Source organism: Anabaena sp. WA102, from assembly GCF_001277295.1.
Lineage (GTDB): Bacteria > Cyanobacteriota > Cyanobacteriia > Cyanobacteriales > Nostocaceae > Dolichospermum > Dolichospermum heterosporum.
On sequence record NZ_CP011456.1, the window covers coordinates 3,844,719 to 3,862,077 of the forward strand.

11 protein-coding genes and 1 other RNA gene are annotated in these 17,359 nt (G+C 34.6%); 11 read left to right on the forward strand and 1 reads right to left on the reverse strand.

What is annotated here, in order from left to right; all coding sequences use genetic code 11:
• Nucleotides 1–245 precede the first annotated feature (245 nt).
• Nucleotides 246–1,133 carry a hypothetical protein gene (locus AA650_RS16770; protein WP_053539877.1) on the forward strand — a complete coding sequence of 296 codons (888 nt, stop codon included), beginning with the start codon at nt 246–248 and terminating at the stop codon, nt 1,131–1,133.
• A 92-nt stretch (nt 1,134–1,225) separates the two neighbouring features.
• Here the strand turns inward: AA650_RS16770 and AA650_RS16775 are convergent, their stop codons facing one another.
• On the reverse strand, nt 1,226–6,931 hold the full coding sequence (locus AA650_RS16775) for an alpha-2-macroglobulin family protein (protein WP_053539878.1): 5,706 nt from the start codon (nt 6,929–6,931) through the stop codon (nt 1,226–1,228).
• Nucleotides 6,932–7,067: 136 nt separating this feature from the next.
• Here AA650_RS16775 and pbpC point away from each other — a divergent pair, with 136 nt between their 5' ends.
• The 10 genes from pbpC to AA650_RS16810 all read left to right on the forward strand — a co-directional run bounded on the left by pbpC (nt 7,068) and on the right by AA650_RS16810 (nt 17,196).
• Nucleotides 7,068–9,422: a penicillin-binding protein 1C gene (gene pbpC, locus AA650_RS16780; RefSeq protein WP_081424257.1), complete on the forward strand. Its 2,355-nt coding sequence runs from the start codon at nt 7,068–7,070 to the stop codon at nt 9,420–9,422.
• A gap of 114 nt (nt 9,423–9,536) precedes the next feature.
• Nucleotides 9,537–9,683: a hypothetical protein gene (locus AA650_RS28100; protein ID WP_015083478.1), complete on the forward strand. Its 147-nt coding sequence runs from the start codon at nt 9,537–9,539 to the stop codon at nt 9,681–9,683.
• Between the two features lie 283 nt (nt 9,684–9,966).
• A complete protein-coding gene (locus AA650_RS26795; protein ID WP_081424258.1) occupies nt 9,967–10,143 on the forward strand; it encodes a GxxExxY protein in 177 nt (58 codons plus the stop codon).
• 149 nt (nt 10,144–10,292) lie between these two features.
• Complete coding sequence (locus tag AA650_RS16785; RefSeq protein WP_233455404.1) at nt 10,293–10,520, forward strand: GxxExxY protein; 228 nt, start codon at nt 10,293–10,295, stop codon at nt 10,518–10,520.
• 381 nt (nt 10,521–10,901) lie between these two features.
• The gene (locus tag AA650_RS16790; RefSeq protein ID WP_053539880.1) at nt 10,902–11,606 is read left to right on the forward strand and encodes a hypothetical protein; all 705 of its coding nucleotides are present in this window, start codon (nt 10,902–10,904) and stop codon (nt 11,604–11,606) included.
• A gap of 52 nt (nt 11,607–11,658) precedes the next feature.
• An RNA gene (gene rnpB, locus AA650_RS25365) (RNase P RNA component class A) lies at nt 11,659–12,021 on the forward strand.
• 157 nt (nt 12,022–12,178) lie between these two features.
• Nucleotides 12,179–13,522 carry an AAA family ATPase gene (locus tag AA650_RS16795; protein ID WP_053541318.1) on the forward strand — a complete coding sequence of 448 codons (1,344 nt, stop codon included), beginning with the start codon at nt 12,179–12,181 and terminating at the stop codon, nt 13,520–13,522.
• Nucleotides 13,522–14,475 carry a DUF4435 domain-containing protein gene (locus AA650_RS16800; protein WP_053539881.1) on the forward strand — a complete coding sequence of 318 codons (954 nt, stop codon included), beginning with the start codon at nt 13,522–13,524 and terminating at the stop codon, nt 14,473–14,475. The genes AA650_RS16795 and AA650_RS16800 overlap by 1 nt, the downstream gene beginning before the upstream one ends.
• 188 nt (nt 14,476–14,663) lie before the next feature.
• Entirely contained in the window at nt 14,664–15,386 is a 723-nt protein-coding gene (gene rnc, locus AA650_RS16805) for a ribonuclease III (protein WP_053539882.1), read from the forward strand.
• A gap of 448 nt (nt 15,387–15,834) precedes the next feature.
• Nucleotides 15,835–17,196 carry a hypothetical protein gene (locus AA650_RS16810; protein WP_325064581.1) on the forward strand — a complete coding sequence of 454 codons (1,362 nt, stop codon included), beginning with the start codon at nt 15,835–15,837 and terminating at the stop codon, nt 17,194–17,196.
• The last annotated feature ends 163 nt before the right edge of the window (nt 17,197–17,359 follow it).

The window sequence follows — 17,359 nt, forward strand, 5'->3', positions numbered from 1 at the left end:
AGGACTCCTATTTGATTTTTGAACAGAACTCGGTACATACTGAAATCCTTCTTCCCTGTTCCCTGTTCCCTGTTCCCTGTTCCCTAACTCAACGGAAAATTCAGGAATCAAACCGGATTCCTATATATTTATAATACGTAATTCAGTATTTTTAATTATTTATTAACAATTCTTACTACAAAACTGATAGTATCTTCATGTAGAATCTGTTTTGATACAAAACTCCAAGTACCAAGTGATTAATCATGAGAAATTGGCAGCAGAAATTATTTGTAGGCTTACTTTGTTGTGCCTTTTTAGTTTTCGGGTGGCAAAATAGAGTATTCGCAGCAGAAGTTACTAGCAACAATACTCCAATTCTCAAAGCAGAATTAGCCCAATTAGAAGTAACCCAAAATGTCTATGACTATCTATTGCAATATCAACCAGAAACCTATAATGTTCTCACCAAAACATTAGCAGATAGTATTGAAGATGCCAAAGAACCATTACCAGATGAAGTAGTTAATAATCTGTGGGCTTTATCTCCAAATAATCCCCAAGTTAAATGGAGAGAAAATAATGGCAAGGTAGAATATTTGATGTCAACTTGGAAATACACAAGTAACCCAAGTACAGATTGGCCAATAGGTGCAAAGAAATTGCTGCCTTATCAAACTTGGTTTACAGCAGTACCACAAGTAAAAGAATTTTGTCAAAAATATCAACCCATTGATAGCAATATTCCTGATAATATTGAACTTTCTTTGCGGTTACAACAGTATTTAGGATTAATCTTAAATAAATATTCCACTAAAACTCATTTTGTGGAAATGTGGGTAAAAGCCGAAGATTTAACTAGACCATGTATTGATGGAGAAATTAACGATTCTAGTTGTAATCTTTTACCTTTACCTGTTCCTGATAGTAGTCCTGTTGTTAAGGCAATATACACCAATTCCTACACCAATGCCAAAAAAGAATATTATCCTTGGTCTGGTTTAGGTTATACCTATGACTGGGGAAATCCTCTAAAACCGCATCAAGGACCAAGTGAGTTTATTATTAATCCTACTCCAGAAAAACCTGTAGAGGTGGAAGTTGTTTCGGTGACACCGACGCAAGAATATTGCCGGAATCAGATTGTACAATAAGGTTTTTGCACTCTGTGGTTTGGAGGAAATTTATCGAACCACAGAGGCACAGAGGACACAGAGAAAAGAGAATTAATTCATCATAAAAAAACTCACCTTTCTAAGATATCTAAAGTAGAATCTGCACTGCGTCCAAACTCTTCTGGTGCATATTGAAGATGAACTTCCGCACCTGGCCAAATGAATGTTCCTGGGGTAACGGAACGAACTAAATAATGTAAACTGTAAACTCCTGGTTCTAGATGATCTGCATAGGAAATAATCCGATCTTTATAGATTGTTTTATATCCTAATTGCCAATTATCGGCTTTTGCTTGTAATGCTGGTGTCGCTGTTTGAAAACTACCATCTACAGCTTCAAATCCTGCGGGTAATGGGTCTTTTATGACTACATGATCTACAGGATGATCTGTAATTACTTCTAAACCAATATCAAATACTTGTCCAGGTTGTAAGGTTAATGGTTTATCAAAAGCATACATTCCGGTTTTTTGAATAGTTTTCTCTTCATTAACTTTACTAATTTCTCGCGTTACTCGTAAACCGTTAAATCTCCCTGGTTGATTTCCTTGTAAACGATATTTGTAAGCGACTAAATAATGCAATTTACCTCTTCCAGATTTTTGTAACCATAAATCACGTTTACCTTGAGGTAATTGATTCATAGGAATATTCATTTGTAAGCTAGGATTTTGATAGCCATTAAAACTGGTTTCTCCTAATTTCTGATTTGCTAATTTTACCGTAGTTATAAAATTAGGTGGTGTGGGTTGGAGTTGGCTATATGCAACTAAAGCTGTGAGGGCTTGGGCGTTATTATAACTAGATTCCCATGTCCCTTCTCTGCGTAAATTTAGCAGACTTTGCAGTAATTTATCAATAATTTCTGGGTTGGTTTTTTGGTCAATAAATAACCGTAAAGCTTGGGCTTGGGTGACAGTGTTTGAACTCATCCAACTCCAAGTTTTGGGTAAATTCACAACTGCGGTACGTCCAGTTTCATAGATATTCTTTTGGAACTCCAACCGCATGATTTGGGCTTGATTTTGCCATTCAGGAAATTGATATAGATATCTGGCTAATTTGATTTGAGTAACTAGATCAAAATTATCACGTTGTTGATAAATATCTGACAAGAAACTATTGCGTTTATCTCCTAATTGTGCTAAGGCAATTAAGGAATTTAGTTGTAATTGAGATTTACAAAGTTTCTGTTTACAAAAGTCGTATTGTCCAGGATTTGCGAGAACTTTTTGCAGATAAGTTTTCAGATTAGAGATGATTTTACTATCCACTAAATTAGGAAAGTTTTGATTAGCTATAACTAAAGATTCTCCAGCATAAGCAGAAACCAGAGGATCGGATTTTTCTTGTCCTGGAAATGCTGCAAAACCACCATCTGCTATTTGCAATTTTTGTAATTGTGCAATTACTAATTTTGCTTGTTGTTGAGGATTAAATTCGGCAAAGGTTTGATTATATTTTTGGGTGAGAGTTTGCAGATTTGCAGCAATTAATAATTGACTTGCGGCTGGTTCTGCAAATGGTAAATCATTATTTTCTAAAACTTGTTTTGCAGGGGCTTTAATTGCTGGAATTAAGGTACTGGCTAATTGAATATCTAAACCTCCGGCTTCACGAAAGGTATTTTTAGCAATATTCAAGGGAATTTTTACCTGTCTTTCACTTACACCAGTTTCCACAACTTGTTCGGTAATTTCTAAAGGTTTAATTTCCAAGGGGACAGTAAAACCATCAGCAATATTATTTAATTGAGTGGTAAATGTGACTTTACCTTCGCCCAAATTACCCGCTACCATTGGGAAACGATAAGCTTGGGTTGCTGATTCGGCTTTTGGTTGTAATGAGGTGGTTTTGGGGTTATTTTCGGCGAAGTTAAGAGAACCGCTAAGTTCACCGTTAATAGTCAGATTTCCAGTGTTTGTGGTGGTGTTGGTGACGGATAAACCTGCCAAAATGCGATCGCCACTCCGGGCAAATTGTGGCAAAATAGCATTAGTTATTAATGGTTTTGTGGTGATAAATGTTGCGTCACCATTCCCAAACCGCAGATTTCCATCTGTAGCCACAACCATTATCCGCCAAGTTGTTAGATTATCGGGTAATTTAAAGGTGATTTTTGCTTTACCATTTTCATCACTAATCACCGAACCATTGTAATAAGCTAAAGCTTGAAAATCTTCACGAATCCGAGTATTTGCTAAACCATTGGAGAAACCTCCACCATAACCCCAACCTTTGGGTAAACCTGTAGCTAATGGTGCTAATTTAACATCACGACGATTATCACTGAATCGGGTAGAAATTGGTTGTTCTGCATAAACAGTATCTACCAAATTTGGCGGACGATAACCAGTTAATTGTAATACCGCTTCATTCACCACCATGACAGTAAATTGTCCTTTGGTAGCGTTTCCTTGATGATCTTTTAATTCCAGTTCTACATTTGCTTCTTTTCCCGGTTCTAAAGATTTTTCAACTGGGTTAACTTGTACCTTTAAATATTTATCTGTTAGGTTAACTTTAAAAGCTGCAAACCCAATTTTGGCTAAATTTTCTAAACTTCCCGGTTCTACTTGATTAAGTGGTTTACCTTGTCTGACTAATACCGCCTCTACTGCTGCATTAGGTAACATTTCCGGGGTAATTGTAAACTGAATTTGGGGCGCACCTCCTTTAATTTTAACTACTTGTTGATAGAGAGGTTTATCTTTAATCACCGCAAAATATAATTCTCCTTCTGGGTAGGGAGATTGAATTAAAGCTGTAGCTATGTCTCCAGGTTTAAACTCTTTTTTATTTAATTTAACTTCCAATTTATCTTTTTCTTCTCCACCCCAAAATACTTGATTTTCTCCTGTCACCCAAATTTGTAAATCTGTGGCTGTAAGTTCATCTCTACTATTACTGAAATTAGCGCGAATCCGATATGAACCTGATACAGTAGGTTTTAAATTGACTGTTTCGGGAGTATTCCCAGATGTAATATCTGTTTTCCCAACTGTCTGATATTCAACTTGATTTTGTGGAGTTTTGCTACCTTCAACAATTTTGGTGACGCTGCTATATTTCATCTGTTGTAATTCCAGATGTATTCTTTGATTGTCTAAAGCTTTTCCAGTTGCGTCAGTGACAATGAATTCTATAGGAAAATCTTTGCCAGCGTCAGCGACAAAATTCGTTTTTAAACCAATTATTCGGTTACTGGGTAAAGCGGTAAAACTTTGGGAATTAGCAACCGATAAATTAGAAATATCACTAATTTGCACATCTACCCGATAAGTCATGGGGTATGGTAAATCTTTAGCTACAGTTACAGTTTGACTACTTTTCCCATTCGTATCTAATTTAGTGCTAGTTTGCAAAACATCATTCGTCACATTGGGACTTTCTTCTGGCCAAAACCATTGTCTCCCAAAACTAAATTCTTCCCAACCTTTAGGGATAAAATTAGTCTGTTTACGAGTGACAAAATATTTAGCTTCTCCCCCTTCAACTGGTGAACCAAATAAATAATTACTTCCTACCTGCACATCAATTTTGTCATCAATTACTGCAAATTCTTGATTGAGTTTTAAATCAACTTTAAAATTTGGGGGTTTAAATTCTGCTACTCGAAACTCTCCCGAAATTTCTTGTCCCTTGTTACCTTTAGCTTTAATAGTATAAAAGCCTAAAGGCTGATTTTGAGGAATTGGTAACTCTAAAGAAAATGTACTAAATTGGTTAGTTGTTTTTGTTCCTAAATCTGTATTTTGTCCATTAGGACTAACTAAAGTTAATTGATAAACGGAATTTTTGTCTTCCTGAATTTTACCTTTTTCTAAATAATCTGCAAAAGCAGTAAAAGCAGCTTTTTCTCCGGGTTGATATAATTGTCTATCAGAAAAGATAATTCCTCGTGATTCTGGTTTATCAGCTTCCCAACCGGCATCAATTCCATAACCATAAGCACCACTATATTCTTCCGTTCTCGCAAATGCCCAATCTTGATTTTCACTGGCGATTACTAATAATTGTAGTCCGCTAGATTTTAATTTGGGATAACATTGTATTAATTGATTATTCTCAATGATCAAAATTCCCTTTTCATCAGTTTTTCCAGTTGCACAGGGTACAGGTTGAGGACGAGATTTTTCTGCTAATTTTGATTGATAAATTTCAATATTTACCGCTTTAACTGGTGAACCATCACTAAGATGATGAACCCGAATTAAACCCGATTCTGGAAACCATTGAGAAAAGACACCTAAATTAGTTAATTGTACCATGCCATAAGTTGTCGGTTCTTTCCACAATTGCTTACCGTCTTCTTGATATTTATGAGTTCGTGCTTGCACTCCATAAGCTAACATTCCCTGACGATTACCTAATTTTTCTTTCAGAGGAATATTGATAGTTAATGACTGATTTTGTTTACCCCTAATTTTGAAATCTTGCCATTTAGAAGGTTCGGGTAATAAATCATTAGCAGTATTTGTATAAACCAAATCTGTAGGCTTAACAATGCGATAAGCAGCTTGATATTTTGACTCTGGTAAATTAATAGTATCAATATTAATTTGCAAATCTTTATCTGTGAGGAAAATATTTAAATCTGATGGTACAGAAATATTTCCAGCCACATCACCAGTATCATATTTAATTGTTACTGGTTTACCTAAAGTTTGCCCAAATTTATCTTTAAGATTTTTCTCAATATTAATTGTATAAGTAGTAGATGGTTCTAAAGAATAGGGATTAATGCTGACAATTCTATCTTCTTCAGAAACTTGCAATACAGTATCAATATTTTTAGGTACGGGCTTAATTTTAATATTGTCCTTAACGGAATCTGCCAATAAAATGTTATTAAATTCTAACTGAGGACTACCTTTAGTAAATCTCCCATAAGTTCCCCCAGAATCTGGTTCTCCATAGGGTTTAATTCCCACAAATCCTAAAGGTGAATAAGTTGCTAACTTACTAACAAATTCTTTTTGACTGGGTAAATTACCATTAGCAGGAAGAATACCAAGAGAAAAAGTCAACCGATAAGAAGTAGCTTTCTCTAAATTTTGCCCAGGAATAAGATTATAAACCCAATTTCTGACTGAAGGGTCAAATTTTTCAAAAGGATCTAAACTTTCTGGTGTTTCTTCCTTCGCTAATTCCACCTTAAAACCCACACCTTGCGTTTTACCTTCAGGAATTAACTGTAAATGCTTTTGGACAGAATCTAAATCTAATTCTAAATTAGAGGTAAATTGCAACTTTGGTTGTAAACCCATTGGTTCAACTACGGCTTTTTCAATCGGGTTAACTCCTGGTAAATTAGTAATTTGAATAGATTCAGTATTAAAAGTCCAAGCCAAATCTTGACTTAACCGATGATTTTTCAAATCTGCTAAACCCGCTTTAAGAGTAACCTTAACTCGCGTTGCTTTCGGTATAGCTTTATCAGCTTGAAAACCCACCATACGCGGAGTTAAAAAGCGAAATTGTCCCGGTAAAGGAGGCCAAATCGCAAATTTAGTTAATAAACTTTGCTGTTGGGGACTATCAAGACTTTCAACAGGAATTAAAGCTTCCTGAAAGCGAATCCGAATTTGATTGGTAGGTTTTGCATCTCCTAAAGGACTAATTTGTTCTATCCAATCTGGTAACTTTGGCGTAATTAATGACTCAACAGGTGGTAACTTTTCCTTACCTGGTTGAATAGTCATAAAATTACAACCAGTCATTCCAAACACGAGAGTGACAATAAACAGGAACTTAAAGATTTTTCTAATCATCATATTAAATAAAATGTAAACAACTCTCTTCCTCTGTGTTCTCTGTGCCTCCGTGGTTCGATTAAAAAACAGGAATGATATATAGATAACTAATGTAACGTAACTATTTCCCAAAAAGCATACAATTCTTAACATTATTATGAATTTACTAACTCATTTCCTCAAAACTCTTACTCTCTGCGTCTTAGCGTCTCTGCGTGAGATAAAATCATATAAATTGCAGATAAAGCGAAACTACAAACTGAATAAAATTATTGTCCCTTGCATTGTAATCTGTTTATTAATCCGATTATGTCCTTATTTTGCCCCTATTCGTAGTCTAGATATTGCCCAGCATCAATTAGCAATAGAGTTTACAGATCGTAACAATTTACCATTAGGAACTATATTAACCAGTGATCAAGAAAATACCTCAGTTGTCAAATTAAATCAAGTTTCACCACAATTCATCAAAGCAATATTAGCCGCCGAAGATGCTCATTTTTATCAACATGGTGCATTAGATTTAAAAGCAATTTTTCGAGCGATAAAAATAGCAATTGAGAATAAAAAAATTGTTTCCGGTGCTTCCACAATTACCATGCAATTGGCGAGAATGTTGGATAATTCACCGCGAACAATGACTGCAAAATTAAAAGAGGTTTGGTTATCTTGGCGATTAGCTGCGGGAATGACGAAAGATGAAATTCTTGCTGCTTATATTAATCGTTTACCTATGGGGGGAAATATTTATGGTGTAGAAGCTGCGGCGCAAATTTACTTTTCTATTCCTGCTAGTGATTTAAACTTAGCCCAAGCTTCTATTTTAGCAGCAATTCCTAATAATCCCACTTATTTTAATCCTTATCAACATCGAGAAAGATTACAGCAAAGACAGAAATATGTTTTAAATAGAATGGTACAGGAAAAATATATTTCTGATGCAGACGCGCAACTTATATATAAAGAAAAAATAATATTTCAACCTCGTCAACAGGGAATTATTGCTGCACCACATTTTCTATTTTGGTTAGCCAAACAAAACAATACACCTAATCAGGAATCATCACCTATTCGCACGACAATAAATCGCCCTTTACAGCAATTTGTGGAAGCACAAGTACAACAAGTAATTTCCTCTTTAAAGGCTAATAATGTCCATGATGCAGCAGTAGTGATAATTGACAACTCCTCTGGAGAGGTTTTAAGTTATGTTGGTTCGCCTGATTATTTTAATGATGTGAAATTAGGACGAAATGATGGAGTACAAGCTTTACGACAACCTGGTTCTACATTAAAGCCATTTGTGTATGAATTAGCTTTAGAAAAAGGAGTAATTAATCCTCATACGATTTTGCCAGATGTACCTGCCCATTATGCAATTCCGGGAGCGAAATTATATAGTCCCACAGACTATACTAACAGCTTTCTCGGTCCGGTGAGAGTGAGAGTTGCTTTAGCAAATTCTTTAAATGTACCTGCGGTAAAGGTATTAGAAAGAGTGGGTGTAGAAACTTTTTTAAATCGCTTACATGAGTTGGGTTTTGCACATTTAAATCAAGATGCTGAATATTACGGTTTGGGTTTAACTTTGGGTAGTGGTGAGGTGAACTTGTGGGAACTAGCTAGGGCTTATTTAACTATGGCTAACATGGGGAAAATAACACCATTAGTAACTACATTAAACAGTTCCCCAAATTCAAATTCTCAATCTTTAGTTTCCAATTATTGGCAATTAATTATTGATATGTTAAGCGATCGCTATGCCCGATCCACAGCTTTTGGTGTAGACTCAGTGTTAAATTTGCCCTTTCCCGTCGCTGTCAAAACTGGTACATCTTCAAATTATCGTGATACCTGGACAGTTGGCTTTAGCAGTGATTATACTGTGGCTACCTGGGTGGGTAATTTCAACGGTGAACCCATGCGTCAGGTTTCCGGTGTCACAGGGGCTGCACCTTTGTGGAACAGAATCATGTTACATCTGCATGAACATCAAACACCCGCTAATTTTCCATCTCCAGAGGGCATGGTAAAATTACCAATTTGTGCCATCACAGGGCTAAAACCTACACCTAGCTGTACTTCCGTAGTTCAAGAATATTTCTCTGTGAAAGATAAAATTGCATATCAAAAATCTACGGATTTTCATTTATCACCTGTGTATGATCAATGGTTAGCAAAACAGCCACAATTGCATTTTAATCCTGATAATTTCCACATTATCTCTCCTCGTAATGGGGATTTATTTCTGCTGTATCCATCTGGAGAGGGACAGCAAAAACTAGAATTTAAAGCTAGTGGAACATTAAATCAGTCTATAGACTGGTGGCTAAATGATCAACATTTATCTACACAATCAACCAATGCGATATTTTGGCATTTACGCCCCGGTAATTGGAAGCTAGAAGCCAGAACTGGTAAGATGCGTGACCAAATAAACTTTCAAGTAAAGTTAGGAAATATCCAACCGAGAAAACAAGGTTTTTCTGTAGCAGATCCTACTAAATTATAGGATGTTATGGATTGATGAATTTTACATAATCACCTCAATCTTTTATCCGGGATTTGATCAATTAAAGTTGATTATGTAAATGTGGTTAAAAGTTTTCAGAAAGTGAAAATAGTCATGAAAAATACACAAGAACGCAAGTCTACTAAAAAGAAACAGTCTTTTTCTCCTGTTGATATTGGGACTCCTAAAGTACCAGTCCGCAAAACTAAAGCGAAAAATCAACAGTCTGAATCACTCAGCGACTGGGAACACGCAAGTTAATTTATGAACTGCTTTTCTTTCCCTGCATCTGTCTAAACTATGATTTGTAGTGATGTTGGTGATAATGATGATTGGCGTTGCTGATTAAGGGTATGAATTTTAGTCTCACGCAAAGGCGCAAAGACGCAAAGGTAAGATTTTTAAAGGTTCAATTTGGAAATTTCATACCTCGATTCAGCAACGCCTGATGATTTAATATGGTGATCATTGAATCAAAGTAATCAAAATAATTATAGTTTAGACAATAATCAAGTAAGGTAGGGTAAGTTAGGGTCAAGAAAAGATGATCAATGAAAAGCATAGATACTCAGAACTGACATCCAAAATCATTGGATGTTCTATGACTGTGCATAAAACATTGGGTAATGGTTTTCAAGAAGTAATTTATCAAAGAGCATTGTTCAGAGGGAACAGGGAACGGGCAACAGGGAACAGGAAAAACTCATGTTTAAAAACATGAGATTGAAATAATGACACTGTTTTTTTCGTGCTACGCATCTTTTAAAAATATCCTTTTTTTGACTGAGCTTTAAACTCAGCAAATGAGTGTTTCTTATTTGCTCCCTGTTCCCTGTTCCCTGTTCCCTGTTCCCTTCTTTTGTAATTGAAATGCAATTGGCGGGTATTTCTTTTGCAAGAGAATTTGAAATGCCAATTTTTTACAAAAAAGAACAAATAGGAACACGACGAGTAGATTTTTTGGTCGAAGGTGTTATTTCAGTTGAAATAAAAGCAGTAACTAAATTAGAAGACGTTCATTTTGCACAAGCAATTAACTACTTAGAAGCATATAATCTTGAGATTGGGTTACTAATCAATTTCGGTGAAACTAAGTAGGTTGGCGTTGAAAATTGTCGTTATGGCAAGGCAAAAGGCAAGAGGCAAGAGGCAAGAGTGAAGAGGGTTTGGGCGATTTTACGTTTCTTTACACAGTTTGGTTTTATTGTGTTCACCTACTTAGTTTGAACTTTAAAAGACTTACTAATAAGAAATATAAAACGTCTGAACTATGATTCCTATGATTTGGATGATTCTTGTGATTTTTATGATTCTTGTGATTTTTATGATTTTTATGATTTGGATGATTTAGAGTCACACCTGTAAAAATCACATTCAATTGCATCATACAACTTCATCACATAAATCACATAAATCAAAAAAATCATAGTTTAGACTATGTTACAATTTTGAAAATGGTAGAAAATCAGGGTTATAAAAATGCAAAGTGGCGACCAAAATCTGATTATTTTGATGATTTACATACTGACTGTCTATTGGACATTTAATCGCATGATTGAATCTATAGACAATATAGTAAAAGTTGATTTCCAAAATGGTGCTGTTGATGATCAATTAAAAGAACAAAATCTCCAAGACACCGTGGGTATTTCCTTCAAAACAGGTAATTATGGTTTAGATAAAGTAGAAACTGATCTCAAAGAGTTATCAATGAGTATTGAAAATAAATCAGATAGCATTGCCGTATATGTTGATTGGGATAATAGTTCTTTCGTGGTTGAACATACCAAACAGTCCCGGCGAGTGATTCGCAAATCTCCTGACTTAACCCGCGATTTAGCTATACCCCAAGTCCCGACAATCATTGCTCCTAAAAAGACAATTTCTGAAAATGTCACCGCAGAAGATGTATTTCAAAGAGATAAAGAATCAGGAATATATCAACCAGCTTCTCCCTTAATTAATATTGCTGCCATCAAGAAGAATGATAAGAAGTTATACAAAGACTTTATAGATGGCAAAAAAAATTTGGAATTTTCATTACAACTTGTGCTGCGGATTTCCGAAATGAGAGTCGGTATTGCGCCAGGAATAAATGTTCCTCCAGTGTCAATTATTAATTGTCCTTTTACTATTAAAAAACTCCCTTGGACTTACGCGCTACCCTGGAATAAGAAAAAGTGATTTTCAGGTAGTAGTACAGAGTATGCAATCAAATGTAAAATAGAGAAAGAAGAGAGTAGGCGTAGGCAGTTGCAGATTAGTCATTAAGACTGGTTTGAGGAAAGTCCGGGCTTCCGAAAGACCAGACTTGCTGGATAACGTCCAGTGCGAGCGATCGTGAGGATAGTGCCACAGAAAGATACCGCCAGTCAATTTATTGGTTGGTAAGGGTGCAAAGGTGCGGTAAGAGCGCACCAGCAGCGTCGAGAGGCGTTGGCTCGGTAAACCCCAGTTGGAAGCAAGGCCGGAGGAACTACGGTTGGTCTTTTACCAGTTCCGCTTGAAAAGAGCCGCTAGAGGTGTTTGGTAACAAACATCCCAGATAGATAACTGCCCTCGCAAGAGAACAGAACCCGGCTTACTACCGACTCTCTTTGAAAACGGACTTTGGATTTTATTTTCCATAGTTCGTTTTTTCAATTACTACAGAAAATGAGAGAGACTGAAACATTTTAGCTAATGAAATTTTGAATAGAGCTATTTGACAACTTATGACATAATATATAGCTATAGTTATTAATATGGACAATAAAATGAACACAAGTAATATAAAATCTTTTTCAGTGTATGGTCTTTTTGGAACAGATGATATACACATTCCTTTTGATGAAAATATAAAGATACTAGTTGGTGAAAATGGAATTGGTAAGACTCAAGTTTTAAATCTTTTTTATTATACTTTGACAAGAAATTTTTTTAGACTTGATGAATTCAGTTTTGATGAATTGATTTTAGAATTTAATGACAGAAATCCTATTAAAATAGATAAAGCTAGTGTAAATGAATTGACTAAAGGAATTTATGATAATCCAATAGTTAAGGAATTTATTAATGAGGTTGGTTATTCTCAATTTGAGATGTTAAGAACTAGATTTATACAAGTCAAAGGTAATAGAAGAAAATTAGAAATGGAATTTGAATATAATCCCAAGTTCAGAAAATATCCTATAACTCATCTATTTCGAGTTTTTGAGCAAGCCGAAATGAATAAGGAAAATTTATCAAACCAATTTTTTAGAACCTGTAAAGAGGAAATTGAATCCGGTATTAAAGGTAGTGAGATTATGTATTTTCCAACATACAGACGGGTTGAAGAAGATTTATATAATTTAGGTTACAATGATGAGATTTTGAAGCAAGAAAATACACTTATCCAGTTTGGAATGGATGATGTTAAAAAACGTTTTACTCAAATTGAAAGTAAAATTGATAAACTCTTAAAAGAAGGATTTTCTAAAATCACTTCGGAAATTCTCAGTCAGTTAGTAAAAGGATTTGCTCACACAGACAATAATTTTTTAAATAGAATTAATGAAAATGATATTGAAATTATTTTAGCAAGAGTTGGTAAAGAATTATCGGAAACTGATAAAAATGAAATTAGAAATAGTGTTAAAAATCAATCATTTGGAAATCCATCACTAACTTATATTTTAAAAAAGTTAGTAGAAATATATGATAAACAAAAAGAATTAGATGATTTGGTGAAGAAATTTAAAGACATTTGTAATAAATATTTAATCAATAAAAGAGTATTTTATGATGAAAGTGCCATCAAAATATTTATCAAATCAGAAAAAACTGATTCTGAAATTGACTTGAGTAAACTTTCTTCTGGAGAAAAGCAAATTATTTCTACATTTTCCAAAATATACCTTTCTGAAAGTGACAAAAGATTTATTATACTTTTTGATGAACCAGAATTATCATTATCAATGATATGGCAAAAACAATTACTTCCAGATATTATCAATTCAGGAAAATGTGAATTACTTTTAGCAGTAACCCATTCTCCATTTATTTTTGATAATGAACTGGATAAATATGCTATTGGATTAGATCAATATATTCAACCTTCAGAAACGATTATAGCCTAATGTTATACACAGAAATACTCAGACTGAGTCGAGAAAAACCCCAGGTTGCCTATCAAGAATTTATCCTGCATACAACACAAGGTAAAGATGGTTTATTTTGTTTTTTTGAAGGTAAAGATAATGCTTATTATGTGCCAAGAATCAAGCGTTTTATTAAAAATTATCACGCTATCCATTGTGGGGGTAGAGAGAAAGTGTTAGAAGTTTACCGACTTATTACTATTCATAGAGAATATGATAAGTACAAAAAAGCATTTTTCATTGATAGAGATTTTAATGAACCTTTACCACCTCATAACCCACCAATATTTGAAACATCTTGTTATTCAATTGAAAATTTTTATGTTTCAGTAAATGTTTTCAAAGAAATTATCAAAAATGAATGTCATTTATCAGAGGTTAGTGATCCAGATTTTCAAGTTTGTATGACTCTTTTTAAAGATAGACAAGAAGAATTTCATCAAGCTACAATTTTGCTTAATGCTTGGTATGCTTGTTTGGTAGAAATTAGAAATTCTACAGGGAGAGAAATAGGTGTAAATTTATCTGATAATCTTTCTAAAGATTTTGAAAATTTTATTGATTTAACTTTAGAGTCAGTTTCGGCAAATTATGATTTGGAAGAAATCAAACAAAAGTTTCCAAATGCTCCAGAAATTCCAGCAGATATTTTAAATAATAAAATGACTGAATTTACTAATTGTGAACATTATAAGGTTTTCCGAGGAAAATATGAAATATGGTTTGTGTTAGTATTTTTAAGGTTAATTTTAAGAGATTCTTGTAAAAGTAAATTGTTCATTGCAGAAAAATTAAGTTTCACTTTTAATAATGACTATACCAGTCCACATCCTATACTTACCAATGAACAAGCACTTACAGCATTTAATGGCTATGCTGAAACCCCCGAAAGTCTAAATGCTTATCTAATGCAAGTAATAAAACAGGAATAAACGTCAGCTTATCTCTTCTTTTATGTTTTTATTGTATGGTATCATCCGCTAATTCCAGATTCCGCAGCTAGTTGAAGTTATGAAAATGCTGATGTAGTAAGTTTTTGCACAAAAAACAGACTTTTATTTATACCCTATAATTTAATGCTAAGTTAATAGTTATTATCCCTTTTTTCCCAACTTACTCAATGTCCAGCGTTTATCCCCGCCGTCAACGGCAGCTTGAAAGTTTAGTCCAAAAGTTAGGTTTGTCACTAAATGCACCTATTAAATGGGAATTGTTAGATTTAGCACTCACTCATCCCACTGTTTCTGATACTGCCAATTATGAACAGCTAGAATTTGTTGGCGATGCAGTGGTACGCCTAGTGGCTGCCGTAGTATTATGGGAACATTATGCTGATTGTTCAGTCGGTGATTTTGCTGCTATTCGTTCGGTCTTGGTGAGCGATCGCATTCTTTCCCAACTAGCAAGAGAATATGGTTTAGAATTATATTTACTAGTAGCCGGTAGCGCCACCGCTGATCATGTTGGTCAAGAATCACGATTAGCAGACTCCTTTGAAGCCGTTCTAGGGGCGCTGTACCTGAGTACCAACAACCTTAACCTGATTCGTCCTTGGTTAGATTCCCATTTCCAACAACTAACCACAGAAATCCGCCTTGACCCTGCTAGACTCAATTATAAAGCAGCCTTACAAGAATGGACTCAAGCACAATTTAAGGTTCTTCCAGAATATCGAGTTTTAGAAATCAGTCAACCCCACCACAATCATGAACGCTTCTTTGCTGAAGTTTGGCTATATGAAAAAATGCTAGGACAAGGTAAAGGGCGTTCTATTAAAGCCGCTGAACAAGCCGCTGCCAAAGTTGCCTATTTAGCAATTAGCACTCCACCAAAGGATGAGTAATAATATACTTAAGAGGGTAGTAGCTTGCGTTTTTACATTCATATAAGTAGGTGAACACAATAAAACCAATCTGTGTAAAGAAAAGTAAAATCGCCCAAACCCTCTTCACTCTTGCCTCTTGCCTTTTGCCTTGCCATAACGACAATTTTCAACGCCAACCTACTTACACAAAATTCTCCAATTTATACCAAATTTTAGGATTACTCTTTTTTGGTGATCATAGTCACTGATGTTTCTTGATTAAAAATTTAAGATTAGGTAGTAAAAATTTATATCTGCCTCATGTTTAGCTCTCAGTGAAGTCCTGTGTTATGTGGTAAAATGTTCTCAGCAGCATTAGACTAACCTGTACAAATTAAAAAATAATTCTAAAACCGTGTTTATACTGTTACCATTTATAATAAAACGTATAAAAAATATACTTATTCCAGGCTGTAGGTAATGAAAAGTGAGAAACAGAATTGATATTAACTCAGACAAAACAGTTCCCCAAGAACATTCGGCGAAACTAATTGACCGAAAATTAGACTATGCTCACCATTATCATGACTGTTACCATGAAGAACAGTTAATCTATCAACACTTAGTAAACTTAGTGCGAAAAGAATCTCCCAACCAAATATTGGACAGATTCCGGGCATTATTTATTGAAAGAGCGAATTATCCTGAACCAGAAATTATCTCAATTTTAGACAAAATTACCGCATCTAAGAACGCATCTGAAGAATTTCAGTTTTTCCTGAATCGGTGTTGCCATATTCTCATCAACTACTGGCACATGAACCCCCTGATACATAGTGCAATTGCTGATTTGATAAGTTTATTTAATGCTATACCTCCTACTTATAAAATTAGCAATTTACGTTGCCGCGAAATCACTCGTTTACGGGAATTAATCAAACAGTTTGTCAGCAGCGAACAGTATTTAATTTTACAGAGATTTACTCAAGTAGTAAATGAGACTCATCCTGTAACTAAGAGGCAAGATAATCAGCCACTGATGACCTTAATTCGTCGTTATCCTTATCTGTATGAACATTGTTTAATGAACGACAACTCTACTATTGAACAAAAAGAAACTGTTAGACATTTTCAATCACAGGTACAAAAAAAATTTGAAATTGATTTATCACAATATGTAACTTATAAAGTGCGGCGAATTCAGATGTTGAAAAACACCTCAACTGCCGAGGCCGATAGAATCTTACGCCCTATAGATAATCCTACATTGTTAACTGACAGTGAGTTATACACCACATTAAAACATTTTATTGGTAAAGTTGAACATGGGAATACATATCATGAATCTGCCCAACAGTTCATAAAATATGGCGGACAAGCAAAAAATTTTCGTAATTTTAAAGATGATTTATATGAATATTTGATATCTTCTGTGGACAAGCAATACGGAAAAAAACAATTCAACCAAAAACTATATAAATATTTACAAGATATTTTACCTCAAGCCAATGAGCAAAAAATTAATGATTTGTTATTGGTAAGAACTTGCAGTAATTTATTAAACTTTTTAGTTGTTAATAACCAATCATCACCACAGCACTTTGTTTTCTTAGATTTAATTAGTAATCAAGGAACAGTCCCAACAATGGGCTTATTATTAAAAATTGTCCTCATTTGTGGAAAAGTTAAACCATACTTAGAAAGAAAATTTGCAATTTTGTTTAATCACTATGAATCTTCCACCACTGATACTGTTGGCTGGTTAGTCGGAACTTTGGAACAATTGAATATTGCTTTTAGTATTAATTTTGGTGGGATTGACTTATCATTCTTTAAGAGATTTTGTTAAAAATAAATAGGGCTTGCTGAGGTCTTGATAAATCTCTTGAAAAGTTGAGAGATAGTACAATATAGCGGTTCTCGGTTGAGTGAGATACAAGAACCCCACCCCCAACCCCCTCCCCGCAAGCGAGGAGGGGGCTAGGATGTATCTAATTCAATTGCATACCGCT

Excerpts from the sequence above, each read along its gene's own strand:
- AA650_RS16790 (WP_053539880.1), top strand. The coding sequence starts at position 10,902 with ATGCAAAGTGGCGACCAAAATCTGATTATTTTGATGATTTACATACTG.
- AA650_RS16770 (WP_053539877.1), top strand. The coding sequence starts at position 246 with ATGAGAAATTGGCAGCAGAAATTATTTGTAGGCTTACTTTGTTGTGCC.
- AA650_RS16785 (WP_233455404.1), top strand. The coding sequence starts at position 10,293 with ATGCAATTGGCGGGTATTTCTTTTGCAAGAGAATTTGAAATGCCAATT.
- AA650_RS26795 (WP_081424258.1), top strand. The coding sequence starts at position 9,967 with ATGATCAATGAAAAGCATAGATACTCAGAACTGACATCCAAAATCATT.
- pbpC (WP_081424257.1), top strand. The coding sequence starts at position 7,068 with ATGAATTTACTAACTCATTTCCTCAAAACTCTTACTCTCTGCGTCTTA.
- AA650_RS16795 (WP_053541318.1), top strand. The coding sequence starts at position 12,179 with ATGAACACAAGTAATATAAAATCTTTTTCAGTGTATGGTCTTTTTGGA.
- rnc (WP_053539882.1), top strand. The coding sequence starts at position 14,664 with ATGTCCAGCGTTTATCCCCGCCGTCAACGGCAGCTTGAAAGTTTAGTC.
- AA650_RS16800 (WP_053539881.1), top strand. The coding sequence starts at position 13,522 with ATGTTATACACAGAAATACTCAGACTGAGTCGAGAAAAACCCCAGGTT.
- AA650_RS16775 (WP_053539878.1), bottom strand. The coding sequence starts at position 6,931 with ATGATGATTAGAAAAATCTTTAAGTTCCTGTTTATTGTCACTCTCGTG.
- AA650_RS28100 (WP_015083478.1), top strand. The coding sequence starts at position 9,537 with ATGAAAAATACACAAGAACGCAAGTCTACTAAAAAGAAACAGTCTTTT.